We start from the raw sequence: 26,261 nt of genomic DNA on the forward strand, positions 1-26,261 counted from the left end.
GGTAATGACTGCGGTTAGAACGAATAGTTTTGTCGCATCTCGACGCGTTCGAGACACGTCGCCCTCGGCTATCATGGCGGTTTTTTCCAGGAGACCCTGCACCATGGCCAAGGCCAAGCGTTTGTATGGCTGCACCGAGTGCGGCGCGACCTTTCCCAAATGGGCCGGCCAGTGTGCCGACTGCGGGGCCTGGAACACCCTGGTCGAAACCATGATCGAAAGCGGCGGCGCGGCGGCCCCCAGCGGCCGCGCCGGCTGGACCGGGCAACAGGCGCAGATCAAGACCCTGGCCGAAGTCAGCGTCGAAGAAATCCCGCGCTTCACCACCAGCAGCACCGAACTCGACCGCGTACTCGGTGGCGGCCTGGTCGATGGCTCGGTGGTGTTGATCGGCGGTGACCCGGGGATCGGCAAATCGACCATCCTGCTGCAGACACTGTGCAACATCGCCGTGGGCCTGCCGGCGCTGTACGTCACCGGTGAGGAGTCGCAACAACAGGTGGCCATGCGCTCGCGGCGCCTGGGCTTGCCCCAGGACCAGCTCAAGGTGATGACTGAGACCTGCATCGAAACCATCATCGCCACTGCGCGGGTAGAAAAGCCGCGGGTCATGGTGATCGACTCGATCCAGACCATCTTTACCGAGCAGTTGCAGTCCGCCCCCGGTGGCGTGGCCCAGGTGCGCGAAAGCACGGCCTTGCTGGTGCGTTATGCCAAGCAGAGTGGCACGGCGATCTTCCTGGTCGGCCACGTCACCAAGGAGGGCTCGCTGGCAGGGCCGCGGGTGCTGGAGCACATGGTCGATACCGTGCTGTATTTCGAGGGTGAGTCCGACGGCCGCCTGCGGCTGTTGCGGGCAGTGAAGAACCGCTTCGGCGCGGTCAACGAACTGGGCGTGTTCGGCATGACCGACCGTGGCCTGAAAGAGGTTTCCAACCCCTCTGCGATCTTCCTCAATCGCACCCAGGAAGAAGTGCCGGGGAGTGTGGTCATGGCCACCTGGGAAGGCACCCGGCCAATGCTGGTAGAGGTGCAGGCACTGGTCGATGACAGCCACCTGGCCAACCCTCGGCGGGTCACCCTGGGCCTGGACCAGAATCGCCTGGCCATGCTGCTGGCGGTACTGCACCGCCATGGTGGCATTCCTACCCATGACCAGGACGTGTTTCTTAACGTGGTCGGTGGGGTGAAGGTGCTGGAGACGGCTTCGGACCTGGCGCTGCTGGCAGCGGTGATGTCCAGCCTGCGCAACCGGCCGTTGGCCCATGGGCTGCTGGTGTTTGGCGAGATTGGCTTGTCGGGCGAGGTGCGGCCTGTGCCCAGTGGCCAGGAGCGTCTGAAGGAGGCGGCCAAGCACGGCTTCAAGCGCGCAATCGTGCCCAAGGGCAATGCGCCGAAGGAGCCGCCAGCGGGGTTGCAGGTGATTGCAGTGACCCGGTTGGAGCAGGCTCTGGATGCGCTGTTCGAGTAAATGAAAAAGGGGAGCCGACGATGCGCATCGGCTCCCCCCACCTCACCGCTCAGTCAGCGGTCAATGCTCGGCAACAGCACTGCGCCTGGGCGCCTGGTTGCCGTGCTCGTCCAGCTCCATTACCGGCACTTCATTGCCATCGGCATCGAACAGCTTGCCATCCTTGAAGTAGTCACCATCACGCAGGCACGAGATATCCGAATACTGGATAGTGCGTTCGTAGGCTGCGGCGAATACCGACTGGTTCTCCGAGTTACCCGTCTTGAAGTGGTTGAACAGCAGGTTCAGCAGGATGGCCATGATTGCCGCCGAGCTGATGCCGGAGTGGAAGATGGTCTCGAACCAGTTCGGGAACTGGTGGTAGAAGGTCGGCGCAGCGATCGGGATCATGCCGAAGCCCAGCGAGGCGGCGACGATGATCAGGTTGACGTTGTTCTTGTAGTTGACCTTCGACAGGGTGCGGATGCCGCTGGCGGCCACGGTGCCAAACAGCACGATGCCCGCGCCACCCAGCACCGGAGTCGGTACGGCGGCAATCACCCGGCCCATCACTGGCAGCAGGCCCAGCACCACCAGGATCACGCCACCGGTGGCCACCACATAGCGGCTCTTGACCCCGGTCACGGCCACCAGTCCGACGTTCTGGGCGAAGGCGCTCTGGGTGAACGAGCCGAAGATCGGCGCCAGAATGCTCGACGCCATGTCGGCCCGCAGGCCGTTGCCCAGGCGCTTGGAGTCGACCTTGGTGTCGATGATCTCACCCACGGCGAGGATGTCGGCCGAGGTTTCCACCAAGGTCACCATGATCACGATGCACATCGACAGGATCGCGGCGATGTGGAATTCCGGCATGCCGAAGTGGAACGGGGTAGGGAAGGCGAACATCGGGCCTTGGCTGACCTTGCTGAAGTCGGTCATGCCCAGTGCCCAGGCGATCAGCGTGCCGATCACCATGGCCAGCAGAATCGAAAGGCGCGAGATGGTCGCGCTGCCCAGCTTGCTCAGCACCAGCACGATGGCGAAGGTCAGGCCGGCCAGGCCGATGTTGGCCATGCTACCGAACTCCGGCGAGGCGCTGTTGCCGCCCATCACCCAGCGCGCAGCGACCGGCATCAGGGTCAGGCCGATGGTGGTGATGACGATGCCGGTCACCAGCGGCGGGAAGAACTTGGTGATGCGCGAAAACACTGGGGTGATCAGGAAGCCGATCAACGAAGCGGCCATGACCGCGCCGAGCACGCCCGGCAAGCCGCCACCGCCCTCGCTGCTGAGGATGGCGCCCATGGTTGCAACACCAGCGAACGATACGCCCTGTACCAGCGGCAGCTGGCAACCGAAGAACGGGATGCCCAGCGTCTGCAACAGGGTCGCCAGGCCACCGGCAAACAGCGAAGCGGCAATCAGCATGCCGATCTCGGCACCGTTGAGGCCGGCGGCCTGGCCCAGGATCAGGGGTACCGCGACGATCCCGCCATACATGGTCAGCACATGCTGCAGACCATAGGCCAGGTTGGCACCAAGCCCGAGGTTTTCATCCTCGGGGCGCTTGGCGGGAGACGTGCTAGGGGACGTAGTCATGGAGCAGGCTCTCTGTTTATTGTTGTGGCATTACTGTAGACATTTCCTACAAATGATTGCTACATAAATTGTATACAATATTTTGATCGGAGCGCGGGCAGCTAGCCTTGCAATGTGTGCAAGACGCCAATGCAGATCGCGTACCAAGTCGTCAGAGGCTGTGTTAGAAGGGTGTGTACAAAGCGTCGATGCCCAGGCAGAAAGCTGTCTGGGTAGACAAGAAACAACAGGTGGGGATGATGTTAGCTAGCTAAGAGATTCCATTATTCGATGAGTTCACGCAGCTCACGCATCATTTCGGTGCTGTCGGCTACGTTCAGTTCCACAAGACGGTGCAGGTGGGTCATCGATTCGACGTCTATATAGAGGCAGACGAAACCCAGCCGGGTGGCTTCTTCATGGCGCAGCTCCACCTGCATCTGCACGCGCACATTGCGGTCGAGGTGGATGATCGCGTCGAAATCCTGGGTCAGGTCGGCATCCCAGGGCGAAGGGCATTCGATCAGCAGGCCCTTGAGCGACAGGTCCAGCAGCTTCACCGGCCAACGGCGATCGCCTTGGCGCAATTCGGTAGGGGCGTCGAAATCGATGCGCTGGAAACGGCGGCGTTCGTCGGCAGAAGTGGTCATGGCAGGCCCCTCGTCAGTTGCTCTGACTATAGACCAGGCATGGCCGTTTCTGCCGGGGCGAGGGCGACGAGGTGCATGGATACAAATATCCCGTACTGCAAACAGTAACAACTGGCAGAAATGCTAGGTCCAGGTCGGCCAGGCGGTCCTTGCCGCTCTAGCGTGCCTGCTGGCGGCCTGGCGGTGATCGCAATTCGATATGGTAAAGCTGCCAAGCAGGCCCTAGACTCAAGGGGATGTCTATTCCAACCACTTAGCTGGAAGCATGCCATGAACAACAATAACAGCCTGCTACGCCACATCCCGTGGCTGGCGCTGGCGGTCATAGGGGCCTGCGCGCTGGGTGTCGTCGCCCTGCGTCGCGGCGAGGCGATCAATGCCTTGTGGATCGTGGTCGCTGCGGTGGCTATCTACCTGGTCGCCTATCGTTACTACAGCCTCTTCATCGCCACCAAGGTGATGCAACTCGACCCCCGCCGGGCCACCCCTGCGGTGCTCAACAACGACGGTCTGGACTACGTTCCGACCAACAAACACATTCTCTTCGGTCACCACTTCGCCGCCATCGCTGGCGCCGGCCCGCTGGTCGGCCCGGTACTCGCTGCGCAAATGGGCTACCTGCCCGGTACGTTGTGGCTGATCGCCGGCGTGGTGCTGGCTGGTGCGGTGCAGGACTTCATGGTCCTGTTCCTTTCCACTCGCCGCAACGGTCGCTCGCTGGGCGACATGGTGCGCGAGGAGATGGGCCGCATCCCGGGGACCATCGCCCTGTTCGGCTGCTTCCTGATCATGATCATCATCCTCGCGGTGCTGGCGCTGATCGTGGTCAAGGCCCTGGCCGAGAGCCCATGGGGCATGTTCACGGTGATGGCGACCATCCCGATCGCGATGTTCATGGGCATCTACATGCGCTACATCCGCCCGGGCCGTATCGGCGAAATCTCGGTGGTCGGCGTGGTACTGCTGCTGGCATCGATCTGGCTGGGGGGCCAGATTGCCGCTGATCCGGTCTGGGGCCCGGCATTCACCTTCACTGGCGTGCAGATCACCTGGATGCTGGTGGGTTACGGCTTCGTCGCTGCTGTACTGCCGGTGTGGCTGGTTCTGGCGCCACGTGACTACCTGTCGACCTTCCTCAAGATCGGTACCATCATTGCCCTGGCCATCGGCATCCTGGTGACCATGCCCGAGCTGAAAATGCCGGCGCTGACCCAGTTCACCGACGGTACCGGCCCGGTTTGGAAGGGCACCCTGTTCCCGTTCCTGTTCATCACCATCGCCTGTGGCGCGGTGTCGGGCTTCCATGCGCTGATCTCTTCGGGGACCACGCCAAAGCTGCTGGACAACGAAGCCAACGCCCGTTACATCGGCTACGGCGGCATGCTGATGGAGTCGTTCGTCGCCATCATGGCCATGGTTGCCGCCTCGGTGATCGAGCCGGGCGTGTACTTCGCCATGAACAGCCCGGCCGCCGTGGTTGGCGCCGACGTTGCTTCGGTGGCGCAAACCGTCAGCAGCTGGGGCTTCATGATCACCCCTGAACAGCTCGAAGCGGTTGCCCGCGACATCGGCGAGCACACGGTACTCGCCCGTGCCGGTGGTGCACCGACCTTGGCAGTGGGTATCGCGCAGATCTTGCACCAGGTGCTGCCGGGTGAAAACACCATGGCCTTCTGGTACCACTTCGCGATCCTGTTCGAAGCATTGTTCATCCTCACCGCGGTAGACGCCGGTACCCGTGCCGGTCGCTTCATGCTGCAGGACCTGCTGGGCAGCTTCGTACCAGCCCTCAAGCGTACCGAGTCGTGGACTGCCAACCTGATCGGCACCGCCGGTTGCGTGGCGCTGTGGGGCTACCTGCTGTACCAGGGCGTGATCGACCCGCTGGGTGGCATCAACACCCTGTGGCCGCTGTTCGGTATCTCCAACCAGATGCTCGCGGGTATCGCGTTGATGCTCGGCACCGTGGTGCTGATCAAGATGAAGCGCGAGCGCTACATCTGGGTCACCCTGCTGCCGGCTGCCTGGCTGCTGATCTGCACCACCGCTGCGGGCCTGATCAAGTTGTTCGACCCGAACCCGGCCGTCGGCTTCCTGGCATTGGCCAAGAAGTACAGCACCGCGCTGGACGCCGGTCAGGTGCTGGCCCCGGCCAAGGACATCAACCAGATGCAGCACGTAATCTTCAACGCCTACACCAATGCCGGCCTGACGATTCTGTTCCTGCTGGTGGTGTTCAGCGTGCTGTTCTTCGCCCTCAAGGTCGGCTACGCCGCCCTCGGCCGCAAAGATCGCACCGACAAGGAAACCCCGTTCCAGGCCCTGCCTGACGCTTGAGAGGACTGCAGTGATGTTCAACGACCTGGGTCGACTGGGTAAATACCTGGGGCAGGCAGCCCGCCTGATGGTCGGCATGCCCGACTACGACAACTACGTCGAGCACATGCAGGCCAAGCACCCGGACAAGCCGGTGATGAGCTACGAGGCGTTCTTCCGGGAACGCCAGGAAGCGCGTTATGGTGGCAAGTCCGGGCCCAAGTGCTGTTGAAACCAATGCCGGCGCGGTCCTTGTAGTAGCGGCCTTGTGTCGCGATAGGGCCGCACAGCGGCCCCAGGTTTCAGCTTCGCAGCAGACATTGCCGGGGCCGCTGTGCGGCCCTATCGCGACACAAGGCCGCTCCTACAGGATTGCGGCCTTTCTTTTTTCTACTGTGCAGGAGATGTTCTGCGTGCAGACGCCAATCCCCGTTACTGTCCTCACCGGATTCCTCGGTGCAGGCAAGACCACGCTGCTCAAGCACATGCTCAAGGCCGAGCACGGGCTGAAGATCGCCGTGATCGAGAATGAATTCAGCGAGGCCGGTATCGACAGCCAGCTGCTTGGCGATGAGCCGGTACAGGTCATGACCCTGGCCAATGGCTGCGTGTGCTGCAGCATCCATGGCGACCTTACCCGTGCCCTTTACCTGCTGCTCGAACGCCTGGATGCCGGCGAGATCGCCTTCGACCGCCTGGTGATCGAATGCACAGGCCTGGCCGACCCGGCGCCCGTTGCGCAGACCTTTTTCGTCGACGAAGAACTGCGTGACCGCTACATCCTCGATGGCATCATCACTTTGGTCGATGCCGCCCACGCCGAGGTGCATCTGACCCAGACCATTGCCCAGGCCCAGGTCGGTTTTGCCGATCGCCTGCTGCTGAGCAAAACGGACCTGGTCGAGCCAGCTGCGGTGGAGGCCCTGCGTGAGCGCCTGGCTCGGATCAATGGCCGGGCAGCCATCCGCGTGGTCGAGCATGGCCGCATCGACCTGGCCGAGCTCCTCGATGTGCGCGGCTTCAACCTCAATCCGGACCTGGGCGCCAACCTCAAGCCGAGCCTGCGTCCGCTGCTCAAGCCGGCCACGCCGGACCGGATTTCCACCCTGGTGCTGCGCACCGAGACCGCGCTGGACATCGACCGCCTCAGCGACTTCATGAATGAACTGCTGGAGGAGCATGGCAAGCAGTTGCTGCGCTACAAGGGCGTGCTGAACATTGCCGGCGAGGACCGCCGCCTGGTGTTCCAGGGCGTGCTCAAGCTCTACGGCTTTGACTGGGACGCCGAATGGGCGGCAGGCGAGAACCGCGAGAGCGTGATGGTGTTCATTGCCGATGAACTGCCCGAAGCTAAGATTCGGGCTGGGTTCGAGGCGCTGGCTGCGGGTTGAGCCGGCGTGGCGACTGGGCCTCGAACCACTGCGGCCATGAGCTGCGGTGGCGTGTTTCGACCTCGATGCACGGGATCAGTCGCTCGGTGAGCACAGCGGTTTGCCGCACGGCCTTGGCGGTGCGGTATTTGACGCTGTGAATGCACTCACGGTCGCCAAACTCGCAGCGGTTCAGCGCCGTGCCCCCGCAAGGGCCGTTGGCCAGGCCTTTGGGGCAGGTTTCCGGGCAGGTGTACAGGGTGTCTTCCAGGCGGCAGCGGCCGCAGGTGTCGCAGCCTACCAGAGGGCGTTTGACTGCCCGCTCCAGCCCGTGCAGCACGCGGGCTCCACGCTTGGTTGCCCAGAGTGGCTGACGCACGGCCCAACCGAACGTTTTGCTGAGCCAGTTGGCACGGCTGAACAGCAGCGAATGAGTGGTGTGCAGCAGGTGATAGCGGACTTTTTCCTTGCTTGAGGCACTGACTGTCGATTCGCCCTGGCGCCAGTTGCCCTGTGGCGGATGGAACGCGACGATGGGTAGGCCCGGCATCTGCCAGCTGTCGGCCCAGGCGGGCGCCCAGTGCTCCAGTGAGTGGATTTGCGCTTGCCAGTGGTGCAAACGCTCCTCCAGTGCAAGCAGTTGCTTGAGCTCGTGAATTCCCGACAGGTGCACGCCCGCGTAACCCATCAGCTTTACACCGATGATCTGCAGGGCCAGGCGGTCGACGCTGCGCGCCTGGGCAAAGGCCTTGGACACCTTGCTTTCAGCTTCGAGCATGTCGCACATCGAGGGCGACACGGTTACCCCCGCCACGTGCTCGAGCATCGTCGCGCGGCCATGGGTCAGGCCCATCAGGCAGGCCAGCATCGGTTTGGGCGAGGCCTGGCGTTGCATCCAGAGGATGGCTTCCTGGTGTTTGCCGGCATCGAAGCCGAGTTGCAGGGTGAGGAAGTCGGCGCCAGCGGCGAGCTTTTTTTCGGCCTTGAAGTACTGTGCGCCGCCTTCTTCCTCGTGGTACTTGAACGGGTTCAGTGCCGCGCCGAGCAACCAGTGCGGGCAGGCCTGGCGCGCAATCAGCAAGGCGGCGACCGACTCCAGGTAGCGCACCGGGCGCTCACCGGGTTGGTGGCCGGGCAGGCGGTCGCCGGTGAGCAGCAGCAACTGATCGTGGCCGGCAGCGTCCATGCGCTGCAGCTGAGCCAGAAGATGGTGACGCTCGCGGTCCTTGCCGGAGAAGTGCGGCAGGGCGGGGAGCGGGGTGCTGAAAGAGGCGAGGGCGTCCAGTGGCGACATGTCCAGCGGGCTGCCCACGCGGTCGCCGATGGCGACGGTCATGGGCCAGCCGCACAATTGCCCGCGGGCCATGATCGCCTCCATCGCGGCGAAGCGTTCCGCCGAGGGCTTGGGGACGAATTCCATGACGCAGACGAAGTGCTTTTCGCGTAGCGCGGCTTTCAGCAGGCTCATGGCTCGAGGGCACCTGGAGTATTCAGGTTGGCATTGTGCGGCAGGTTATCGGTTGGGCTCATGTCTGAATACGTAGGCTGCTGCTCTGAACAAGACATTCGGGTTCATCGGCATCATGAGTATTTCTTGAGTTCATCTCAAATTTAATGAGTTTGTCTCAGGCGCTCACTGGTCGGAAAATTCCCCCATTCATTTCGGTACTCTTTTTCGGAACTCTGAGGGACAAGACATGGCACTGGCACACAACCTGGGGTTCCCCCGTATCGGCCGCGACCGCGAGCTGCGTGCCCGCCACTGGCAAATGCAGAAAGACGCTGGCATCGAGCTGCTGCCGGTCGGCGATTCTGCCTGGTACGACCAAGTGCCGCCGCATTCGCTCAGCACTGACGACCAGCAGTTTGCCCAACACTGGGAACAGCTGTTCGAAGAAGTCAAGGAAGCAAAGGCCCTGGGCCATGCGGTCAAGCCGGTGGTGATAGGCCCATTGACCTACCTTTGGCTGGGTAAGAAAAACGGCAGCGACCTCGACGAGCTGGAATTGCTGGAACGCCTTCTGCCGCTGTATGACCAGGCCCTCAACCGCCTGGCTGCCCTGGGTGTGGAATGGGTACAGATCGATGAGCCGATCCTGGCCCAGGACCTGCCTCAGGACTGGAAAAACGCCTACGAACGCGTTTACAACATCCTTCAGCGTGCACCGCTGAAGAAGCTGATCGCCATTTATTCCGGTGGTTTGGAGGGCAACCTCGGCTTGGCCGTCAACCTGCCGGTCGATGGCCTGCATATCGACTTGGTCCAGGCCCCCGACCAGTACCCGACCATCCTCGACCGCCTGCCGGCGTACAAGGTGCTTTCGCTGGGCCTGGTTGACGGCAACAACGCCTCGTCTTGCGATCTGGAAAAGACCCTGGACCTGCTGCGTGACGCTCATGATCGCCTGGGGGAGCGGCTGTGGGTGGCTGCATCCTGCTCATTGCTGCACAGCCCGGTCGAACAGGCCGTGCAGAAATGTCAGGAAGTTGTGCTGCTGGCCAGCGCCATCAATCAAGCGGCCACTTACGAGTTACGCGCCACTGCCTGATGCTGCGCAGTCAGTGCCGCATCAACGCTCTATCGCCAGTGCGACACCCTGGCCACCACCAATGCACAAGGTGGCCAGCCCTTTGCGGGCATCCCGCTTGATCATTTCATGCAGCAAGGTCACCAGCACCCGGCACCCGGAAGCACCAATCGGGTGGCCCAGGGCAATTGCCCCGCCATTGACGTTGACCTTGCTCGCATCCCACTCCAGCGCCTTGCCCACCGCCAGTGCCTGCGCGGCAAAGGCCTCGTTGGCCTCGATCAGGTCAAGGTCAGCCAGCTGCCAGCCGGCCTTGTCCAGGCAGCGCTGGGTCGCCGACACCGGGCCAATGCCCATGATCGCCGGGTCCACCCCCGCGCTGGCATAAGCGGCAATCTTTGCCAGTACAGGCAGCCCCAGGGTCTGGGCCTTGTTGGCGCTCATCAGCAGCACTGCGGCGGCGCCGTCGTTGAGGCTGGAGGCGTTGCCGGCAGTGACGCTGCCGTCCTTCTTGAAGGCCGGGCGCAACTTGGCCAGCGATTCGACGGTGGTGTCCGGGCGTGGTTGTTCATCGCGGGCGAAGACTTTTGGCTCGCCTTTTTTCTGCGGCATCACGATCGGGGTGATTTCATCCTTGAAGCGGCCTGCTTCGATCGCCGCCACGGCCTTGCGCTGCGACTCGGCGGCGAAGGCGTCTTGCTGCTCGCGGCTGAGGCCATATTTGTCTACCAGGTTTTCAGCGGTGATGCCCATGTGGTAGTCGTTGAAGGCATCCCACAGGCCATCGCTGATCATGCTATCGATCAGCTGGCCATGGCCCATGCGCTGGCCGGTACGTGCCGAAGGCATCACGTACGGGGCCAGGCTCATGTTCTCCTGGCCACCGGCGATCACCACCTCGGCGTCACCGCAGCGGATTGCCTGGGCTGCCAGATGCAGTGCCTTCAGGCCCGAACCGCAGACTTTGTTCAGGGTCAGTGCCGGCACGCTGTAGGGCAGGCCGGCCTTGATCGCAGCCTGGCGCGCAGGGTTCTGCCCGGCACCGGCGGTGAGCACCTGGCCGAGGATCACTTCGTCGACCTGGGCCGGGTCCAGCTGGGTCTGCTCCAGCAGCTGTTTGATCACCGCCGCACCGAGGTCCACGGCAGGCACAGTGGCCAGGGCACCTTGGAAGCTGCCGATGGCGGTACGGGTTGCGGCGACGATGACCACGTCGTTCATGTTGTTGTTCTCCGGGCAATGGGCGTAGTGCTGCCAGCATCGGCGGGTTTGGTTGATTTGTTAAGTTTGTTTTTCTTTCTGATTGATGTGAAAAGCCAATCAATGGGCTGCCAGGTGCATGTCGCAAGTGCTTCGGCGCCTGCGAGATCGAGCGCCGCCCGCGCGGCGCATCGCGGATAAATCCGCTCCCACATTTGTTGCAACGTGGCCTTTCCTGTCAGGCCATGGTTTTCAGCCTTGTTGGCATGACGGGATTTTGAGGTGGGCATTGATGCCGCTTCACCTGACTTGAGTCATGCGCCAAGGCGGGCAACCATGGCCTATCAGGTTCGGCACGTTGCAACAAATGTAGGAGCGGATTTATCCGCGATGCGCCGCGCGGGCGGCGCTCGGTCTCGCAGGCTCCGAACTTCTGTCGACATGCACCTGGCGGCCTTCACACAGCCGGGCACTGGTGGGTGACGCAATGAATCCCTCCACCCCCGGCCGCAATCGCATCGATATCCAATTGCACGATATCCCGCCCCGGATACAACACGGCCAACAACGCCCGCGCCTTTTCATCGGCCTGCGCATCACCGAACTGCGGTGCGATGATCGCGCCGTTGATCACGAAGTAGTTGATATACCCTGCCGCGAAGTCGTTGTTGCCCTGGCTGAACCTGTTGCGCCGCCCACGCAGAGGCGGCGAGACGACATGCACCTGCAAACGCCTGCCTTCGGCATCGGTGGCCTTCTTGAGTATCTCCAGGTGCTTGCGGGTTACCGCGTGGTCATAGGAGTCCGGGTCGTTGTCCAGGTTGGCGATCACTACCCCCGGGCGCACGAAGCGGGCATAGAAGTCCACATGCCCGTCAGTGATGTCTTCCCCGGCAATGCCCGGCAGCCAGATGATCTTGCTCAGCCCCAGGCGTGCCTTGAGTTCGGCCTCGACGTCGGCCTTGCTCCAGCCCGGGTTGCGGTTGGCATTGATCCAGCTGCTCTCGGTCATGATGCCGGTGCCATGGCCGTCCACCTCGATGGCGCCACCTTCGCCCACCAGCTCGCTGCGCTGGTAACGGGCGCCGGCCAGGGTGGCAACGCGCTTGGCCAGCTGCGCGTCGTTGCGGTGGCGTTGCTTGTTGCCCCAGCCGTTGAAGTTGAAGTCCACCGCTGCGAGGGCGCCGTCATCGTCGACGACGAAGTTGGCGCTGATGTCGCGCATCCAGATGTCGTCCAGGTCGCAGGTGACGAAGTGGATGTTGCTGCTGCCACAGTGCCGTTCTGCCAGTTCACGCTCGCTGGCGCGGCAGAACACCGTCAGCGGCTGGTAGCGGGCGATGGCCTGGGCGATACGGCCCTGGGCGGCCTGCACGTCAGCGGTGAAGTCCTCCCAGATCGCATCCTGCGCACCAAAGGCGATGAACGCGCGTTGCTGCGGCTCGCCTTCGTCAGGCATGAACCAGCGCCCGGGCTCCTCGGCGCGGGCCAGGCCCAGTGGCAGGCCGAGGCCGGCCCCAAGGCCGGCGGCCAGTGACAGTTGCAGAAAGGTTCTACGGCTTGGCATGGGTCAGTCCTGTGCAGTCTTGAAGCGGGTCCACACGCGCATGCGCGCGCGCATGTCGGCCTGTGGAATGTCGCGGCCCGGGATCAGCCGGGCGTAAGTGGCTTCGTCGAGGTAGATGTCGGGGTTGTCGCGCATGCGCGGGTCCACTGCCTGACGCGCCTTGGCGCTGGCCGTGGGGTAGCCGGTGAAGTTGCTGATGGCAGCCATGTTCGCCGGGCGCATGACGAAGTTGATGAAACGATAGGCGTATTCCGGGTGCTGGGCATCGGCGGGGATGGCCATGGTGTCCATCCACACCGTGGTGCCCTGGCGCGGTACGCGGTACTGGAAATCAAGGTGCTTGCCGGCAGCTTCGGCGGTGCGCTGGGCCTGGATCACGTCGCCGCTGTAGCCCAGCGACAGGCACAGGTTCTCGTTGACCAGCTCGGTCACCGGTTGCGACTGGAACTTGCGGATGTACGGGCGCACCGCCTTGAGCAGCTCGCTGGCGGCAGCCAGGTCTTCACGCTTGGCGCTGCGCGGTTCGCGACCCAGATAATTGAGCACCACGGCCAGCACTTCGTCAGGCGAGTCGATGATCGAGATGCCACAATCGGCGAACTTGGCGGCCAGCTCCGGTTTGAACAGCAGGTCGAGGTTGTCCAGCGGCGCATCGGGCATGCGCTGGCGGACTTTCTCGGCATTCGCGGTCAGGCCGATGGTGCCCCAGGTGTAGGGCACGGTCGCCTGGCTGGCTTTGGGGTATTGATCGTGCAGCTTGCGCAGGCCGGGCTCGATATCGTCGAGTGCTTCAAGGCGGCTGCGGTCCAGTGGCTGCAGGCTGCCGGCACGCATCAGCCGTTCAGCCACGGTGTCGCCGGGGAACACCAGGTCATAACCACTTCGCCCGGACATCAGCTTGGCTTCGAGCACCTCGCTGCCGTCCATCACGTCATAGATCACCTGGATACCGGTTTCGGCGGTGAACTGCTTGAGGGTGTCCTCGGCGAAGTAATCGGCCCAGTTGTACAGGCGCAGGGTGGGTTGGTCGGCCTGGGCCTGGCTGGCGCAGATGGCCAGGGCCAGTGCGGCGAATACGTGGCGTTTCATGCTCAGGCCCTCAGGATGTGTGGGTGTTTGCCGTCCAGGGTCAACAACGGCGCGTACATTTCTGGGCGGCGGTCGCGGTAGATGCCCCAGGTCAGGCGGTCTTCGCGCATGCGGGCCAGGTCCAGGTCGTGCAGCCAGATGCCGCTGTTGTCGCGGTCGGCTTCGGCGAGCATGGCGCCCTTGTGGTCGCAGATGAACGACGAGCCATAGAAACGCATGCTCAGGGCTTGGTCGCTGCCTGCGACTTCCACACCGACACGGTTGGCTGCCACCACGGGCAACAGGTTGGCGGCCGCATGACCGCGCATGGCGACCTGCCAATGGTCGCGCGAGTCCAGCTCGGCGCAGCCGGGCTCGGAGCCAATGGCGGTGGGGAACAACAGCACTTCGGCGCCCATCAGCGCCAGGCAGCGGGCCGTTTCCGGAAACCACTGGTCCCAGCAGATGCCGATGCCCAGGCGGCCAAAGGCGGTGTCCCAGACTTTGAAACCGGTGTCGCCTGGGCTGAAATACTCCTTCTCCTGATAGCCGATGGCGTTGGGGATATGGGTTTTGCGATATACGCCCAACAGTTGGCCATCGGCGTCGGCCACGGTCAGCGAGTTGAAGAAGGCATTGCCGGCGCGCTCGTACCAGCTCAGCGGCAACACCACGCCCAGCTCGCCAGCCAAGGCGGCGAAGCGTTGCAGGATCGGGCTGCCCGGGTAGGGCTCGGCCAGCGCCTGGTGCTTGTGGTCCTGCTCGATGCAGAAGTAGGGCGTGGCGAACAGCTCTTGCAGCAGGATTACCTGCGCGCCATCGGCGGCGGCCTGGCGCACCAGTTGCTCGGCGCGGTCGAGGTTGTCTGGCAGGTTCCAGCTGCAGGGCATCTGGGTGGTGGCGATCCGCAGCAGGCTCATGGCTGGACCTCCGGCTGCTGCTGGGTAATGCAATGGATGCCGCCGCCACCGTGGGCGATGGCATCGATACGCACGGGCACGATTTCGCGCCCCGGGAAGGCATGGGCGAGTTGATCGGCGGCGTCCTGGTCGGCGGCGATGCCGTAGGCCGGCATGATGATCGCGCCGTTGGCGATGTAGAAGTTGGTGTAGGAAGCGCAGAACACTTCAGCGTCCTGATCGACTGCGGCGCTGGCCTCGAACAGGTCGAGCAGTTCGAAATGCCGGCCTTGGGCGTCGGTGGCGAGTTCCAGCGCGCGGCGGTTTTCCCGGACGACTTCGGCATAGACCGAGCCGTGCTCATGGGTGGCATCGACCAACAGCACACCCGGGCGGGCGAAGGCGCACACGCCGTCGACATGGCCGTCGGTCATGTCGCCTGTGACGTACTGCGGGTCGCCGGGCAGCCAGATGGTCTTGCTGATGCCCAGGTAGCGGGCGAAGCAGGCTTCGAATTCTGCCTTGTCGATACCTGGGTTGCGGTTGGCGTTGAGCAGCACCGATTCGGTGGTGATCAGCGTGCCTTCGCCATCGACATGAATGGCGCCACCTTCGTTGCACAACGGGGTGCTGAAACCGTCCACGCCCAGCCGGTCGAGGATGCGTCGGCCGAGGCTGCGGTCCTGGCTGTGTTGCGATTTACCGCCCCAGGCATTGAAGCGCCAGCTCAGCCCGGCCAGGCCGTGCTGCGGGTGGCTGATGAAGCTCGGGCCGCTATCTCGGCACCAGCTGTCGTCCACGGCCAGCTCGATCAGTTCGATGTTGGCGCCGCACAGGGCGCGGGCGCTTTGCAGGGCCGATGGATCGACGACCATCTTTACCGGCTCGAAGCGGGCGATGGCAGCTGCCACGCGGGCATAGTCGCGCTGCACATCGGCCAGGCTGACGCGCCAGCCGCTTTCCCACAGTGCCTGGTTGTGAGGCCAGACCATCCAGGTCGCCGCGTGGCGGGCCCATTCGGCAGGCATACGCCAGCCGCTGTCGAGGGACAGGTGCATAGTGAACTCCGATCTATTAAGGATTTTTATCAACGAAGCCCGCCGTCGCGGGTGTTGGTGTCCATGCTATGGCTATGAAGGGGTGGCGACAAACGATAGATTTAGTCGATATCTGATTAGCAGGGCTTATCGATCATGCTCAAACACTGGCCACCGCTCAATGCCCTGAGGGGCTTTGAAGCCGCCGCACGGCTTGGCAGTTTCCACAAGGCCGCCGAGGCCCTGAACCTCACCCAGTCGGCGATCAGCCAGCAGATCCGCAGCCTGGAAACCTACCTGGAACAGCCGCTGTTCCACCGCAGTGGCCGCAGCGTCAGCCTGACCGATGCCGGGCATGATCTGCTCAGCACCACCCAATCGCTGCTGCAGCATCTGGCAGTCGGCATTCGTCGCCTGGACCAGTACCGCAAGCCGAATCAACTGGTGGTCAACACCAGTCCGGCCTTCGCCCGGCACTGGTTGCTGCCGCGCCTGGCCGATTTTCATCAGCGCTGCCCGCAGGTCGATCTGTGGCTGTTCACCAGTTTCGAGGTGCCGGACATGGCCAGCGAAACCATTGACCTGGCCATTCGTGACGACCTCAGTGCCCAGGCCGAGTGCAGCTTTACCGTGCTCCACCAGGACACGCTGTATCCCGCCTGCCATCCTTCGTTGCTGCAGCACCCAGTGCAACAGCGCACCACCTTGCATGGCGAGCGCGAAATGGACTGGAGCCACTGGCAGCTGGAAGGCGGCGAGGATGTGGGGCAGCAGGGCAAGGGGCTGAATTTTTCCGACCCAGGGCTGTTGCTGGATGCCGCGAGCGAGGGGCTGGGCGTTGCCCTGGTCAGCCAGTTGCTGGCGCAGCGGGCGGTGGGAGAGGGGCGTCTGCAGGCACTGTCTGTACAGCGAGTGCGAGGGCCGGTGTGGGCTTGTCTGGTGCACCGGGACAGCCAGGATGATCCGCTGGCCCGGCAGTTTCTGGGGTGGTTGAAAGGGGTTTTGGCTGCGGATACATGACAGCCTGTACCGGGCTCTTCGCGGGCAAGCCCGCTCCTGCAGGTTCTGCACCAGGCTCAGGCTTGATGAGAACCCTGTGGGATCGGGCTGGCCCGCGAAGAGGCCGGTACAGCCGAACTCTGGTTTTGAATCCCTGGGTTCAGCCCTTAATATGTGTCGGATAACCTGCGGGGGTAGTCTCACCCTCTGATCAATCGGAATCGCCCTTGTGGCGCTTCCCCGGCATAAACCTGACGAGGTACAGACATTGGCCATCATTCATCCTAAGGTTCGCGGTTTCATCTGCACCACGACTCACCCGAAGGGCTGCGAGCTCAACGTCCGTGACCAGATCGAAGCCACCCGCAAGCTGGGCGTGCGCGAGGATGGCCCGAAGAAGGTCCTGGTCATCGGCGCTTCCAGCGGCTACGGCCTGGCAGCCCGCATCACCGCTGCCTTCGGCTTCAAGGCCGATACCCTGGGCGTGTTCTTCGAAAAGCCAGGCACCGAGACCAAGGCCGGCACCGCCGGCTGGTACAACTCCGCCGCATTCGACAAGTTCGCCAAGGCCGAGGGCCTGTACAGCAAGTCGATCAACGGTGACGCCTTCTCCGACGAAGCCCGCGCCAAGGTCATCGAGCTGATCAAGAACGAAATGGGCGGCAAGGTCGACCTGGTCATCTACTCGCTGGCTTCGCCTGTGCGCAAGCTGCCGCAGACCGGTGAAGTGATCCGCTCCGCGCTGAAACCGATCGGTGAGCCGTACAAGTCGACCGCCATCGACACCAACAAGGACACCATCATCGAGGCCAGCATCGAGCCGGCCACCGAGCAGGAAATCGCCGACACCGTCACTGTCATGGGTGGTCAGGACTGGCAGCTGTGGATCGACGCCCTGGCTGGCGCCGACGTGCTGGCCGAAGGCGCGCGCACCGTGGCCTTCAGCTACATCGGCAGCGATATCACCTGGCCAATCTACTGGCACGGCGCCCTGGGCCAGGCCAAGCAGGACCTGGACCAGACTGCACTGCGCCTGAACGAGAAGCTGGCCGGTGAAGTGAAGGGCGGCGCCAATGTGGCCGTGCTGAAGTCGGTGGTCACCCAGGCCAGCTCGGCCATCCCGGTGATGCCGCTGTACCTGTCGATGGTCTTCAAGATCATGCAGGAAAAGGGCGTTCATGAAGGCACCCAGGACCAGCTCGACCGCATGTTCCGCGAGCGTATGTTCCGTGCCGATGGCAAGCCTGCCGAAGTGGACGAGAAAGGCCGCCTGCGCCTGGACGACTGGGAACTGCGCGAAGATGTGCAGGGCGCTTGCAAGGCACTGTGGCCAACCGTGACCACCGAGAACCTGTTCGAGCTGACCGACTACGCCGGTTACAAGAAGCAGTTCCTCAACCTGTTCGGCTTCGAGCGCGCTGACGTCAACTATGACGAAGACGTGGCGACCGATGTGAAGTTCGACTGCATCGAGCTGTAATCGCTGCCGGCCTGTACCGGCCTCTTTGCGGGCAAGCCCGCTCCCACAGGTTCTCCACCAGCCTCAGGCTTGATGAGATCCCTGTGGGGGCGGGCTTGCCCGCGAAAGGGCCGGTACAGCCCGGAAATTTTTGCTAGTTTTGGCGCACAACAACAGGAAAGCGCGCCATGAGCAGCCTCACCCAACCCGCCACCGCCTTTCGCCAGGCCACGGCCGATGGCTACAGCCTCGGCGGCTTCTGCTGGCGCCACGCCCAGCCTGATCCTCAACGCCCGTTGGTGATCATCAATGCGGCCACTTCGGTACGCTGTCGCTACTACTCACGCTTTGCCGACTACCTGTTTGCCCAAGGTTGCGACGTGCTCACCTACGATTACCGTGGCATAGGCGAATCGCGCCCGGCGTCGCTGCGTGGCTTCCAGGCTTCCTGGAGTGACTGGGGGCGGCTGGACTTCGAGGCCATGCTGGCGCACGCCGCTGCGCATTTCCCCGGCCAGCCGGTAGATGTTGTGGGCCACAGTTTCGGTGGCTGCGCCGTGGGGCTGGCCCCCTCGGCGGGGCAGGTGCGGCGGGTGGTGATGGTCGGTGCACAGTTTGCCTACTGGCGCGACTATGCCGCAGACCAGCGCTGGCGGCTATTTGGCAAATGGCATGTGGTGATGCCGCTGCTGACCCGTGCCTTCGGCTACTTCCCCGGCAAGCGCCTTGGTTGGCTGGAAGACACCCCGGCCGGTGTGGTGCACGACTGGACCACGCGTACGCCGCTTTATGAACAGCGCCCGAGCGGGCGCGGCCTGGCGACACTGCCTTTTGCCCAGGTACGGGCTGCGACCTTGGCTATCAGCCTGACGGACGACCCGTTTGGCACGGTGGCGGCGACCGAGCGTTTGCTAGGGTATCTGCCTGCGGCGCAGCGGCGGCATCTGCGCATCGCACCTGTGGATATCTCGGTCAGCGAGATTGGCCATTTCGCGTTCTTCCATGATCGCTTCCGCGAAAGCCTGTGGCCGATTGCGTTGCAGTGGTTGCAGGAGGGCGGGCTGGCAGACGGAGTGCCGGGGACAACTATCCGTTGAAATTCTGGGGCTGCTTCACAGCCCTTTCGCGACACAAGGCCGCTCCTACAGAAGAGCGCGTTCCCTGTAGGAGCGGCCTTGTGTCGCGAAAGGGCCGCACAGCGGCCCCGGCAATCTCAAGCCTTGCGCGAAAGCGGCAGCTCTGTGAATTTCACACCGGCCAGCCCGTGCTTGATCAGTGCACGGATATTGCCATGGTCACTGCCCTCAGGCGTGGCCAGCACATCGCGGTAATGCTCGCCGAAGGCCAGCAGCGCTTCCTGGTCGCTCAGGCCTTCCAGCAGGGCCAAGCCCAGGGTCTTGCACGAACCTTCGTTCTGCCCGGCGGCATTCTCCACGCCGCCGTTGTTGAAGGCCTGGGGCTGGTAGCTGTAGTTGCCGGCGATGAACGCCAGGGTATCGGCGAAGACGTGTTGGCCGCTGGCCAGGCTGCTGCGCAGGGTGTTCAGATCAGTCACGAGATTTTCCTTGTTCAAACGCCGCTTGCTGCTCGGCGCTGGCTTCTTTCTGATATTGGGCTTTCCACTCGGCGTAAGGCATGCCATACACCGCTTCGCGGGCGTCATCCAGGCTGATGTCGACCTGGCGCTCGTCGGCGGCGGCCTTGTACCACTTGGACAGGCAGTTGCGGCAGAAGCCGGAGAGGTTCATCAGGTCGATATTCTGCACGTCGGTGCGTTTCTGCAGATGTTCGACCAGGCGCCGGAACGCGGCGGCTTCGAGTTCGAGCTGTTGTTGCTCAGTCATGGCAGTCTCTCAGATGATGCGGTTCTTCAGGTGGCGGCCACCGTTGATGACCACCTGGCTGCCGGTGCTGTACTGGCTGGCGAGCAGGTACTTCACCGTCTCGATCAGTGGCCCGGCGCCGGGTTCGAACTCCAGCAGGGCCTTTTTCAGGGTCTGCTGGCGGTAAGCCTCGTCACCGCCTTCCTTGAGGATCAGCAGGCCCGGCAGGATACCGTTGACGTGCACCTTGGGCGCGTACTTTTCGGCGAACGACAGCACCATGTTCTGCAGCGCGGCCTTGGTCGCGGCGTAGCCGATGTGGCCTTTGCTGCCGCGCGAGGATGTTTCGTCGCAAATGTGGATGATGTCGGCCTTGTCGACCTTGTTCAACAGCTCGCCCAGGGCCAGGTTGAGGTGGTACGGCGCTTCGACGTGCAGGCGGAACATGGTCTCGAGGTTGTCGAGGTCGTCGTCGAGCCACAGCGAGGCGTTGTGGATGATCGCACGCAGGCCGTCGTAGTTGCGCTGCAGGTGGTCGATCAATGCTTCACGGTCGGCCCTGAGGCAGAGGTCGGCCTGGAACTGCACGATGTTCGGGTGCGCGGACTGCGGCTGAAGGCTGCGGCTGGCACTGATCACCGTATGGCCGGCCTGTGCCAGCTCGAGGGCCAGGGCCAGCCCGACGCGCTGGCTGGCGCCGGTGACGAGAATTGGGCTGTTCATGTGCGGGCGGTCAACTTGTCTGTCCTGTCGTTGCCGCCCAGCATACCCGAACTGATCTCGCTTGTATGACCTCGCCTCAGCGGCTGCGCAGTGCTGGGCTGGCGGATGGCGTGGCGTGCAGCCAGTTGGCCAGCAGGCGTGTGGACAGGGGGATGAAGAAGTAGACCATGACAGGCGTCAGGGCCAGCGTGCTGAGCATCACACGGGGCAGCAGCTCGAGTGTGCCAAGCCAATGCCCGAACAAGACGTTGAACAGTAGCGAGACCGGGAAGAAGGCCAGCCAGATCGCCACTGCCTGCTTCCAGCGTGGAGGCTTTTGCACCGTATTGGTGCCAAACCAGTCATCAATACCGCTGACGCGCCTCTCTTTGGGGCGTTCGAACAGGCCGTTTCCGCGAGCCAGCCAGGCCCGCCGCGAGGCGGAGTGCTCCCAGGCATGCAGGGTGGGCTCGTCGCTGAAGCGGAAAATGATCTGGAACTCGTCGCTGTCGCGGGGCGGGGCGAGGATGCCCGAGCCGAGATAGCCGGGGAAGTCGGTGGCCAGCTGTTCGCCTTCGTGCAGCCAGGCCAGAAGGTCCTGGTAGCGGCCATGGGCGGCGCGGCGCGACACCATCAAGGTGACGGGTGGGGTAGACATCGTGTATCTCCTGGCGACGGGGCTGGCGGGTAGCCTGCCCCTTGTCTGCGTGGCCCGGGGTGGTGGGCAACGCAAAATGGCATGCAAGAATCGGGCGCGAAGCATCATGCTGCATTAACAGTTGTTCGCAAACGGTTGCTGGCTTGCGGCCTATAGTGTCGTAGTAGAATGCCCGTTCAACTTCCGCACACAGGTTACGCAGTGCAGATGAACAAACAAGGACGTACCTCGGACATCGAGGCAAGGCTGCAAGAACAGGACTTGTTCCCGATTCGTGAAGTTTCCCGCCTGACTGGTGTCAACGCCGTGACCTTGCGTGCCTGGGAGCGCCGCTATGGGCTGATCCAGCCCACGCGCACCGACAGCGGTCACCGGCTGTATTCCCAGACAGACATCGACGATATCCGACGCATTCTCGGTTGGCTTGAGCGCGGCGTGGCCGTGAGCAAGGTCGGCAGCATCCTGGCCCGTGGCCAGATGCTTGCCCACGGTGTGGTTTTGGCTGACTGTGCGGCACGTTGGCAAGCCCAGGTGCGCGAGGCGGTGCATCGTTTCGATGCCATGGCCCTGGATAGCCTGTTCGACCAGGTGTTTGCGGCACTCAACCAGAACCAGGTATTCACTGAAGTGTTCATGCCCGTCTGGCATGACCTGGCGGCGGGGCAGGGGGCATTTGGCCTGGCCAGCGAGTGGCTGTTCCTCGACCAGTTTTTGCGTGGCCGGGTGTTCGCTCGCTTGCAACTTGCTCGTCTGCCGCGAGGCCACAATGTGTTGCTGGCGCCATTGCCCGGGCCATGTCTGGAACTGGACCTGCTGGTGACCGGCTTGCTATTGGCCAGCGATGAGGTTGGCGTGCACTTGCTCATGCCAGGGCAGGTGTTGGATGAATTGCCGCTGGTGTGTGAGCGGCTCCGGCCGGATGCACTGGTGCTGTTTTCCAATCACCCAGCGAGCGTCGGGCTGGGCAAGCGCCTGATGCGCCTGGCGACAGGGCTGCAGTGCCCGTTGCTGCTGGCCGGCGAAGCAGCTGAAGGTGCCCAGGATGGCTTGGCGGGGAGCCCGGTGGCATGCCTTGGTGCGGAGTTTGAGCTGATGCGGCGGCGCTTGCGCCAGTACTTTGCCGGTCAGCTCGATACCTGATCGTGCAGCTCTGGGTGTGCCTGGCGATGGGCCTGGAGGATGTACTCACGCAGCCGGTCGATTTCGCCTGTGTGGCTGCGGCTCAGATCGTAGGCGGCCAGGTCCGGGCCAATACGCCGACGTAGCCGGCCGTGAAGGCCGATAGGGCTGATGCCGTCTGGGGCGAAATGCAGGTCGAAACGCGAAGGGGCCTTGGCCAGGCCGCGCACTTCAAGTAACGCTCCCTTGAACGAAATCTCCCTGACCAGCAAGCCGCTGGACTTGCCCTGGGCATCCAGCAGTGCGCTGGGCTGCTCCATCGACAAACGCCAAGGGCGCAGCATCGGGCCGTCGTCTTCGTAGATTTCCGGTGAGCCGATCTGCAGGTGTACGGCATGGAACTCGTCTTCCACCAGCTGCAGCGGGAAGCTGATCTGCTGGTTGTTGAACTGTGCCTGCAGCGTTACCTGCTCATTGGCCACCAGGCGGGCAAGCAGGGACTGGATACGGCGGTCGCCATTGACCAGCAGGCTCGACATGGGGTCGGCCAGGTTCAACTGCGGGGAATGCTGCATGTCCTGGATGAAATCCAGTTCGTCCTGAGTCAGGAGCGCGTCTGCTTGCATGATCGAACTCGGTGATGACGATTTCTTCAACGGGAATTGACCGTGCTCAAGGCGCTTGGTTCAGGTGCGTTCGTCGGGATTCCGACGAGCGTGCATTTCTGCCAGCTCGCGCTCAAGTTCGACCTGGCGGCTGACATCTTTCTGAATACCGATGAAGTAGGTGCGCTGATCGGCATCGTGCTTCACCGGGGTAATCGACAGTTCGTTCCAGAACGCGCTGCCATCCTTGCGGTAGTTGCGCAGCACTTCGCGGCAGGGGCGGCCTTCGGACAGGGCCTTGCGAATGCGTGCCCGGCCAAGCTGATCGCGATCATCGGCCTGCAGGAAGCGGCAATCCTGATAGAGGATTTCATCGCGGCTGAAGCCGGTCAGGCGTTCGAAGGCCGCATTCACGTAGATCAGGATGGTGTCGTCGCCTTCCTGTTCGGCGACCACGATCCCGTCGTTGGATGCGTCGACCATTGATTGCAACAGCTGCGCGTTGATCATGTCCGGACCATGGGTAATGAAGGGGACTTTGGTAGAGGCGGCCTTTTGCCAGCGCTGAATGCTAGTATCCTACGTTTTCACTCAGTTTCGGAATCCTCTTCCCGATGAAAGTCGCCATTATTTCCGGCTCGGTGTACGGCACCGCCGAAGAAGTCGCCCGTCATGCCGAGTCTTTGCTCAAGGCTGCCGGTTTTGAAGCCTGGCACGCCGCCCGTGCTACCCAGCAGGATCTGGAAGGTTTTGCCCCACAAGCCTTGCTTGCGGTGACTTCGACCACTGGCATGGGTGAGCTGCCGGATAACCTGATGCCGCTGTACAGCAGCATTCGCGACACCTTGCCAGCGGCCTGGCGCGGGTTGCCGGGTGCGGTGATCGCCCTGGGGGATTCGAGCTATGGCGATACCTACTGTGGCGGTGGCGAGCAGATGCGCGAACTGTTTGCCGAGCTGGGCGTGCGGGAAGTGCTGCCGATGCTGAAGCTCGATGCCAGCGAAACAGTGACCCCGGAGGCGGATGCAGAACCGTGGTTGGCGGAGCTCGCTCAAGCACTGAAAGCCTGAGGCGATTCCTTTGGCCTTTACCGGCCTCTTCGCAGGCAAGCCCGCTCCCACAGGGGCATCACTGACTTGAGGGCGGTGATATACCTGTGGGAGCGGGCTTGCCCGCGAAGAGGCCGGTACAGGTCAGTTCATCTCCCGCAGCAATTCGAGCCAGGCCTGCGCCGCTCGCGACAGATAGGCTCCACGCCGCCAGATGAAGGCAATATCCCAGCGTAGATACGCCGGTGCCTTCAGCGGTAGTCGCACCACCCCAGGGCGCTCCAGCGCTTTTGCCACCACACGGGGCAGCAGCACCACGCCCTGGCCGGCTGCGACCAGCGCCACCAGGAAGTCCGCCTGGCCACTGCGGCCACCTTCTTTCGGGGTAAAGCCCTGCTGCTGGCAAGCCTTGAGCAAGCGGTCGTTGAGCACGAAGCTGCGTTGGTACAGCAGGAAGGGTGTATCCGCCAGCAGCTTCAGGTTGACCTGGTCCAGGTTAGCCAGCGCGTGCCCAGCGGGCAGCAGGGCATCCAGCGGCTCATTGCAGAACGGCTGGTACTCGAACGCCGGGTCGCTGGGTGTGAGGCTGCCGCCCAGCTCCAGCTCGCCGTTTCTCACCGCCTGCTCGACACTTCGGCTGCCGCCCTCAAGCAGCTGAATATCGATGTTCGGATGACGCCTGCGGTATTCGGCGAACAACTTGGCGAACAAGGTATCGCTGCCGAGCATTGGCAAGCCCAGGCGCAGCTCGCCGCGAGCCATCTGGCTGAGGTCGTCGAGCTCACTCAGCAGTTCCTGGCGTTGGCGCAGCAGCGCCTCGCCGCGCTCCAGCACGATGCGCCCGGCCGCGGTCAGATGCAGCTGCGAGGCCTGGCGCTCGAGCAGCGGCTGGCCCACATCTTGCTCCAGCTGGGCGACCTGCTTGCTCACGGCGGACTGGCTGATATGCAGGGTCTGCGCGGCTTGGGTAAAGCCGCCGCGATGGACCACTTCGATGAAGCTGCGCAGTTGTTTGAATTCCATGGTGACGATTCCATTGTGGAATGGCTGCAAGTCTAACAATTCGCTTTTGGCCTAGGCAGCCGAATCTTAAAATGAGGGCCTGTCGAGGACTCCCCCATGAAACCCGCATTACTGAAAAAGCCCCTGCGCCTGTTCGCCGAACTGGCGGTCCTGCTTGCCTTGTTCTTGTCTGGCGGCCAACTGGCCGTTTGGCTGGGCTGGCCGATCCCCGGCGGGGTGATGGGCCTGGGCTTGCTGTTGCTGCTGTTCGCCTGCGGTGTAATCAAGCCGGCAACCTTGCAACTGGGCGCTGGCTGGCTGATGGCGGAAATGCTGCTGTTCTTCATCCCGGCACTGATGAGCCTGCTCGATTACGGCAGCCTGGTGCGCAGCGAAGGCTGGCGCATCTTGCTGGTAATCGCAGTGAGTACCTTGATGGTCATGGTGGTGACCGCCGTGACCGTGGAGCTGGTCTGCCGCTGGAGGTTGCGCCATGAGCCTTGAACCCATGCCGCTGTTCTGGCTGGCGCTGACCTTGGCTTCCTACCTGGCCAGCCGGTGGTTGTATCGGCGCACCGGGCGCTACCTGATGTCGCCACTGATTCTGGTCCCGGCCTTGCTGCTGGCAGTGGCCGTGCCGCTGCACACGGCCTACGCCGAGTATTCGCGCAACACCCATTGGCTGATGAGCGTGCTGGGCCCGGTGACTGTGGCCTTCGCCGTGCCGATCTGGCAACAACGGGCGATGCTGGCACGGCATTGGCCGGCGCTACTTGTAGGTATGGTGGCGGGCAGTGCAGCGTCGATCGCCAGCTCCTGGAGCCTGGCGCACCTGCTGGCGCTGGACGACGCCATCAGCCTGTCGCTGGTGCCGCGTTCGATCACCACGCCATTCGCCATGCCGCTGGCCCATGACCTGGGCGGCGTGCCGGAGCTTACGGCAGTGTTCGTGATGTTCACCGGGGTGCTGGGGGCCATGTTTGGTGGCGTGCTGCTGCGCTGGCTGCCGCTGCGTACCCCCTTGGCGCGGGGCGCACTGTTCGGGGTTGGCGCGCATGGTGCCGGGGTAAGCCGGGCCCAGGAAGTGGGCCGTGAAGAGGGTTCGGTGGCCGGCCTGGTCATGGTGCTCACCGGCCTGCTCAACTTGTTTGCCGCACCGTTGCTGGTGATTCTGCTGTGACC

General features: G+C 63.2%; 28 protein-coding genes. 12 read left to right on the forward strand and 16 right to left on the reverse strand.

The genetic code is table 11. The features are described 5' to 3' along the window. The first annotated feature begins 103 nt into the window (after positions 1-103). Positions 104-1,471, forward strand: coding sequence for a DNA repair protein RadA (radA, locus tag BUQ73_RS02490; RefSeq protein WP_060485566.1), 1,368 nt, complete (start codon positions 104-106; stop codon positions 1,469-1,471). 60 nt (positions 1,472-1,531) lie between these two features. Here radA and BUQ73_RS02495 read toward each other — a convergent pair whose 3' ends face one another. After that, positions 1,532-3,049: a nucleobase:cation symporter-2 family protein gene (locus tag BUQ73_RS02495; protein WP_027918408.1), complete on the reverse strand. Its 1,518-nt coding sequence runs from the start codon at positions 3,047-3,049 to the stop codon at positions 1,532-1,534. A 263-nt stretch (positions 3,050-3,312) separates the two neighbouring features. Further along, on the reverse strand, positions 3,313-3,678 hold the full coding sequence (locus tag BUQ73_RS02500; RefSeq protein ID WP_060485564.1) for a PilZ domain-containing protein: 366 nt from the start codon (positions 3,676-3,678) through the stop codon (positions 3,313-3,315). Positions 3,679-3,948: 270 nt separating this feature from the next. Here BUQ73_RS02500 and BUQ73_RS02505 point away from each other — a divergent pair, with 270 nt between their 5' ends. The 3 genes from BUQ73_RS02505 to yjiA all read left to right on the forward strand — a co-directional run bounded on the left by BUQ73_RS02505 (position 3,949) and on the right by yjiA (position 7,385). Further along, entirely contained in the window at positions 3,949-6,015 is a 2,067-nt protein-coding gene (locus BUQ73_RS02505; RefSeq protein WP_079226531.1) for a carbon starvation CstA family protein, read from the forward strand. 13 nt (positions 6,016-6,028) lie between these two features. Then, positions 6,029-6,226 (forward strand): YbdD/YjiX family protein, encoded by a 198-nt coding sequence (locus tag BUQ73_RS02510; protein WP_027918412.1) that lies wholly within the window; start codon positions 6,029-6,031, stop codon positions 6,224-6,226. A 181-nt stretch (positions 6,227-6,407) separates the two neighbouring features. Next, entirely contained in the window at positions 6,408-7,385 is a 978-nt protein-coding gene (gene yjiA, locus BUQ73_RS02515) for a GTPase (RefSeq protein WP_079230469.1), read from the forward strand. On the opposite strand, the gene BUQ73_RS02520 is transcribed toward yjiA, so the two are convergent. Beyond that, entirely contained in the window at positions 7,345-8,832 is a 1,488-nt protein-coding gene (locus BUQ73_RS02520; RefSeq protein ID WP_079226532.1) for a methylenetetrahydrofolate reductase C-terminal domain-containing protein, read from the reverse strand. The two genes, yjiA and BUQ73_RS02520, sit on opposite strands and share 41 nt — an antisense overlap. 229 nt (positions 8,833-9,061) lie before the next feature. Here BUQ73_RS02520 and BUQ73_RS02525 point away from each other — a divergent pair, with 229 nt between their 5' ends. Continuing rightward, positions 9,062-9,913, forward strand: a complete 852-nt coding sequence (locus BUQ73_RS02525) for a 5-methyltetrahydropteroyltriglutamate--homocysteine methyltransferase (RefSeq protein WP_079226533.1) — start codon at positions 9,062-9,064, stop codon at positions 9,911-9,913. Positions 9,914-9,934: 21 nt separating this feature from the next. Here the strand turns inward: BUQ73_RS02525 and BUQ73_RS02530 are convergent, their stop codons facing one another. The 6 genes from BUQ73_RS02530 to BUQ73_RS02550 all read right to left on the reverse strand — a co-directional run bounded on the left by BUQ73_RS02530 (position 9,935) and on the right by BUQ73_RS02550 (position 15,684). Continuing rightward, the gene (locus tag BUQ73_RS02530; RefSeq protein ID WP_079226534.1) at positions 9,935-11,113 is read right to left on the reverse strand and encodes an acetyl-CoA C-acetyltransferase; all 1,179 of its coding nucleotides are present in this window, start codon (positions 11,111-11,113) and stop codon (positions 9,935-9,937) included. After that, positions 11,110-11,382, reverse strand: a complete 273-nt coding sequence (locus BUQ73_RS27800) for a hypothetical protein (RefSeq protein WP_152031499.1) — start codon at positions 11,380-11,382, stop codon at positions 11,110-11,112. Before BUQ73_RS27800 ends, BUQ73_RS02530 begins: the two co-directional genes overlap by 4 nt. A gap of 167 nt (positions 11,383-11,549) precedes the next feature. Beyond that, positions 11,550-12,659, reverse strand: a complete 1,110-nt coding sequence (locus tag BUQ73_RS02535; RefSeq protein WP_079226535.1) for an agmatine deiminase family protein — start codon at positions 12,657-12,659, stop codon at positions 11,550-11,552. Positions 12,660-12,662: 3 nt separating this feature from the next. Further along, positions 12,663-13,748 carry an extracellular solute-binding protein gene (locus BUQ73_RS02540; RefSeq protein ID WP_079226536.1) on the reverse strand — a complete coding sequence of 362 codons (1,086 nt, stop codon included), beginning with the start codon at positions 13,746-13,748 and terminating at the stop codon, positions 12,663-12,665. A gap of 2 nt (positions 13,749-13,750) precedes the next feature. Continuing rightward, entirely contained in the window at positions 13,751-14,647 is an 897-nt protein-coding gene (gene aguB, locus BUQ73_RS02545) for an N-carbamoylputrescine amidase (protein WP_079226537.1), read from the reverse strand. Continuing rightward, complete coding sequence (locus BUQ73_RS02550) at positions 14,644-15,684, reverse strand: agmatine deiminase family protein (RefSeq protein WP_079226538.1); 1,041 nt, start codon at positions 15,682-15,684, stop codon at positions 14,644-14,646. Before BUQ73_RS02550 ends, aguB begins: the two co-directional genes overlap by 4 nt. Positions 15,685-15,819: 135 nt before the next feature. On the opposite strand from BUQ73_RS02550, the gene BUQ73_RS02555 reads away from it, so the two are divergent. From BUQ73_RS02555 to BUQ73_RS02565, 3 genes are all read left to right on the forward strand, one after another. Continuing rightward, the gene (locus BUQ73_RS02555) at positions 15,820-16,683 is read left to right on the forward strand and encodes a LysR substrate-binding domain-containing protein (RefSeq protein WP_079226539.1); all 864 of its coding nucleotides are present in this window, start codon (positions 15,820-15,822) and stop codon (positions 16,681-16,683) included. 247 nt (positions 16,684-16,930) lie between these two features. Next, positions 16,931-18,142 (forward strand): enoyl-ACP reductase FabV, encoded by a 1,212-nt coding sequence (gene fabV, locus BUQ73_RS02560; RefSeq protein ID WP_079226540.1) that lies wholly within the window; start codon positions 16,931-16,933, stop codon positions 18,140-18,142. Positions 18,143-18,309: 167 nt separating this feature from the next. Then, complete coding sequence (locus BUQ73_RS02565) at positions 18,310-19,218, forward strand: alpha/beta fold hydrolase (protein ID WP_079226541.1); 909 nt, start codon at positions 18,310-18,312, stop codon at positions 19,216-19,218. A 116-nt stretch (positions 19,219-19,334) separates the two neighbouring features. Here the strand turns inward: BUQ73_RS02565 and BUQ73_RS02570 are convergent, their stop codons facing one another. From BUQ73_RS02570 to BUQ73_RS02585, 4 genes are all read right to left on the reverse strand, one after another. After that, the gene (locus BUQ73_RS02570) at positions 19,335-19,676 is read right to left on the reverse strand and encodes a HopJ type III effector protein (RefSeq protein WP_079226542.1); all 342 of its coding nucleotides are present in this window, start codon (positions 19,674-19,676) and stop codon (positions 19,335-19,337) included. After that, positions 19,669-19,965, reverse strand: a complete 297-nt coding sequence (locus BUQ73_RS02575; protein ID WP_079226543.1) for a DUF1244 domain-containing protein — start codon at positions 19,963-19,965, stop codon at positions 19,669-19,671. Before BUQ73_RS02575 ends, BUQ73_RS02570 begins: the two co-directional genes overlap by 8 nt. Before the next feature lie 9 nt (positions 19,966-19,974). Beyond that, positions 19,975-20,667 (reverse strand): dihydromonapterin reductase, encoded by a 693-nt coding sequence (gene folM, locus BUQ73_RS02580; protein ID WP_079226544.1) that lies wholly within the window; start codon positions 20,665-20,667, stop codon positions 19,975-19,977. A 76-nt stretch (positions 20,668-20,743) separates the two neighbouring features. Continuing rightward, a complete protein-coding gene (locus BUQ73_RS02585) occupies positions 20,744-21,304 on the reverse strand; it encodes an antibiotic biosynthesis monooxygenase (RefSeq protein WP_079226545.1) in 561 nt (186 codons plus the stop codon). 207 nt (positions 21,305-21,511) lie between these two features. On the opposite strand from BUQ73_RS02585, the gene BUQ73_RS02590 reads away from it, so the two are divergent. Next, positions 21,512-22,444, forward strand: coding sequence for a MerR family transcriptional regulator (locus BUQ73_RS02590; protein ID WP_079226546.1), 933 nt, complete (start codon positions 21,512-21,514; stop codon positions 22,442-22,444). Here BUQ73_RS02590 and BUQ73_RS02595 read toward each other — a convergent pair. Next, the gene (locus tag BUQ73_RS02595) at positions 22,429-23,049 is read right to left on the reverse strand and encodes a hypothetical protein (RefSeq protein WP_079226547.1); all 621 of its coding nucleotides are present in this window, start codon (positions 23,047-23,049) and stop codon (positions 22,429-22,431) included. The genes BUQ73_RS02590 and BUQ73_RS02595 overlap by 16 nt on opposite strands. Before the next feature lie 60 nt (positions 23,050-23,109). Next, complete coding sequence (locus BUQ73_RS02600; RefSeq protein WP_079226548.1) at positions 23,110-23,538, reverse strand: PAS domain S-box protein; 429 nt, start codon at positions 23,536-23,538, stop codon at positions 23,110-23,112. A gap of 104 nt (positions 23,539-23,642) precedes the next feature. Between BUQ73_RS02600 and BUQ73_RS02605 the strand changes: the two genes are divergently transcribed. Further along, entirely contained in the window at positions 23,643-24,098 is a 456-nt protein-coding gene (locus BUQ73_RS02605) for a flavodoxin (protein ID WP_079226549.1), read from the forward strand. A 123-nt stretch (positions 24,099-24,221) separates the two neighbouring features. On the opposite strand, the gene BUQ73_RS02610 is transcribed toward BUQ73_RS02605, so the two are convergent. Further along, positions 24,222-25,100: a LysR family transcriptional regulator gene (locus BUQ73_RS02610; RefSeq protein ID WP_079226550.1), complete on the reverse strand. Its 879-nt coding sequence runs from the start codon at positions 25,098-25,100 to the stop codon at positions 24,222-24,224. 96 nt (positions 25,101-25,196) lie between these two features. Between BUQ73_RS02610 and BUQ73_RS02615 the strand changes: the two genes are divergently transcribed. Both BUQ73_RS02615 and BUQ73_RS02620 read left to right on the forward strand, forming a co-directional pair. Further along, a complete protein-coding gene (locus BUQ73_RS02615; RefSeq protein WP_079226551.1) occupies positions 25,197-25,583 on the forward strand; it encodes a CidA/LrgA family protein in 387 nt (128 codons plus the stop codon). Beyond that, positions 25,573-26,259, forward strand: a complete 687-nt coding sequence (locus tag BUQ73_RS02620) for an LrgB family protein (RefSeq protein ID WP_079226552.1) — start codon at positions 25,573-25,575, stop codon at positions 26,257-26,259. The genes BUQ73_RS02615 and BUQ73_RS02620 overlap by 11 nt, the downstream gene beginning before the upstream one ends. The last annotated feature ends 2 nt before the right edge of the window (positions 26,260-26,261 follow it).

The sequence above is a fragment of the Pseudomonas putida genome (assembly GCF_002025705.1).
GTDB lineage: Bacteria > Pseudomonadota > Gammaproteobacteria > Pseudomonadales > Pseudomonadaceae > Aquipseudomonas > Aquipseudomonas putida_J.

What these genes read in the sequence shown, in the direction of transcription:
- BUQ73_RS02520 (WP_079226532.1), bottom strand. Translation starts at nt 8,832, where the DNA reads ATGAGCCTGCTGAAAGCCGCGCTACGCGAAAAGCACTTCGTCTGCGTC.
- BUQ73_RS02525 (WP_079226533.1), top strand. Translation starts at nt 9,062, where the DNA reads ATGGCACTGGCACACAACCTGGGGTTCCCCCGTATCGGCCGCGACCGC.
- BUQ73_RS02500 (WP_060485564.1), bottom strand. Translation starts at nt 3,678, where the DNA reads ATGACCACTTCTGCCGACGAACGCCGCCGTTTCCAGCGCATCGATTTC.
- BUQ73_RS02555 (WP_079226539.1), top strand. Translation starts at nt 15,820, where the DNA reads ATGCTCAAACACTGGCCACCGCTCAATGCCCTGAGGGGCTTTGAAGCC.
- BUQ73_RS02530 (WP_079226534.1), bottom strand. Translation starts at nt 11,113, where the DNA reads ATGAACGACGTGGTCATCGTCGCCGCAACCCGTACCGCCATCGGCAGC.
- BUQ73_RS02535 (WP_079226535.1), bottom strand. Translation starts at nt 12,659, where the DNA reads ATGCCAAGCCGTAGAACCTTTCTGCAACTGTCACTGGCCGCCGGCCTT.
- BUQ73_RS02585 (WP_079226545.1), bottom strand. Translation starts at nt 21,304, where the DNA reads ATGTCTACCCCACCCGTCACCTTGATGGTGTCGCGCCGCGCCGCCCAT.
- BUQ73_RS02505 (WP_079226531.1), top strand. Translation starts at nt 3,949, where the DNA reads ATGAACAACAATAACAGCCTGCTACGCCACATCCCGTGGCTGGCGCTG.
- BUQ73_RS02615 (WP_079226551.1), top strand. Translation starts at nt 25,197, where the DNA reads ATGAAACCCGCATTACTGAAAAAGCCCCTGCGCCTGTTCGCCGAACTG.
- aguB (WP_079226537.1), bottom strand. Translation starts at nt 14,647, where the DNA reads ATGAGCCTGCTGCGGATCGCCACCACCCAGATGCCCTGCAGCTGGAAC.
- BUQ73_RS02605 (WP_079226549.1), top strand. Translation starts at nt 23,643, where the DNA reads ATGAAAGTCGCCATTATTTCCGGCTCGGTGTACGGCACCGCCGAAGAA.
- BUQ73_RS27800 (WP_152031499.1), bottom strand. Translation starts at nt 11,382, where the DNA reads ATGCCCACCTCAAAATCCCGTCATGCCAACAAGGCTGAAAACCATGGC.
- BUQ73_RS02595 (WP_079226547.1), bottom strand. Translation starts at nt 23,049, where the DNA reads ATGCAAGCAGACGCGCTCCTGACTCAGGACGAACTGGATTTCATCCAG.
- BUQ73_RS02510 (WP_027918412.1), top strand. Translation starts at nt 6,029, where the DNA reads ATGTTCAACGACCTGGGTCGACTGGGTAAATACCTGGGGCAGGCAGCC.
- BUQ73_RS02620 (WP_079226552.1), top strand. Translation starts at nt 25,573, where the DNA reads ATGAGCCTTGAACCCATGCCGCTGTTCTGGCTGGCGCTGACCTTGGCT.
- BUQ73_RS02565 (WP_079226541.1), top strand. Translation starts at nt 18,310, where the DNA reads ATGAGCAGCCTCACCCAACCCGCCACCGCCTTTCGCCAGGCCACGGCC.
- BUQ73_RS02540 (WP_079226536.1), bottom strand. Translation starts at nt 13,748, where the DNA reads ATGAAACGCCACGTATTCGCCGCACTGGCCCTGGCCATCTGCGCCAGC.
- folM (WP_079226544.1), bottom strand. Translation starts at nt 20,667, where the DNA reads ATGAACAGCCCAATTCTCGTCACCGGCGCCAGCCAGCGCGTCGGGCTG.
- BUQ73_RS02610 (WP_079226550.1), bottom strand. Translation starts at nt 25,100, where the DNA reads ATGGAATTCAAACAACTGCGCAGCTTCATCGAAGTGGTCCATCGCGGC.
- BUQ73_RS02550 (WP_079226538.1), bottom strand. Translation starts at nt 15,684, where the DNA reads ATGCACCTGTCCCTCGACAGCGGCTGGCGTATGCCTGCCGAATGGGCC.
- BUQ73_RS02600 (WP_079226548.1), bottom strand. Translation starts at nt 23,538, where the DNA reads ATGATCAACGCGCAGCTGTTGCAATCAATGGTCGACGCATCCAACGAC.
- BUQ73_RS02575 (WP_079226543.1), bottom strand. Translation starts at nt 19,965, where the DNA reads ATGACTGAGCAACAACAGCTCGAACTCGAAGCCGCCGCGTTCCGGCGC.
- BUQ73_RS02590 (WP_079226546.1), top strand. Translation starts at nt 21,512, where the DNA reads ATGAACAAACAAGGACGTACCTCGGACATCGAGGCAAGGCTGCAAGAA.
- radA (WP_060485566.1), top strand. Translation starts at nt 104, where the DNA reads ATGGCCAAGGCCAAGCGTTTGTATGGCTGCACCGAGTGCGGCGCGACC.
- BUQ73_RS02495 (WP_027918408.1), bottom strand. Translation starts at nt 3,049, where the DNA reads ATGACTACGTCCCCTAGCACGTCTCCCGCCAAGCGCCCCGAGGATGAA.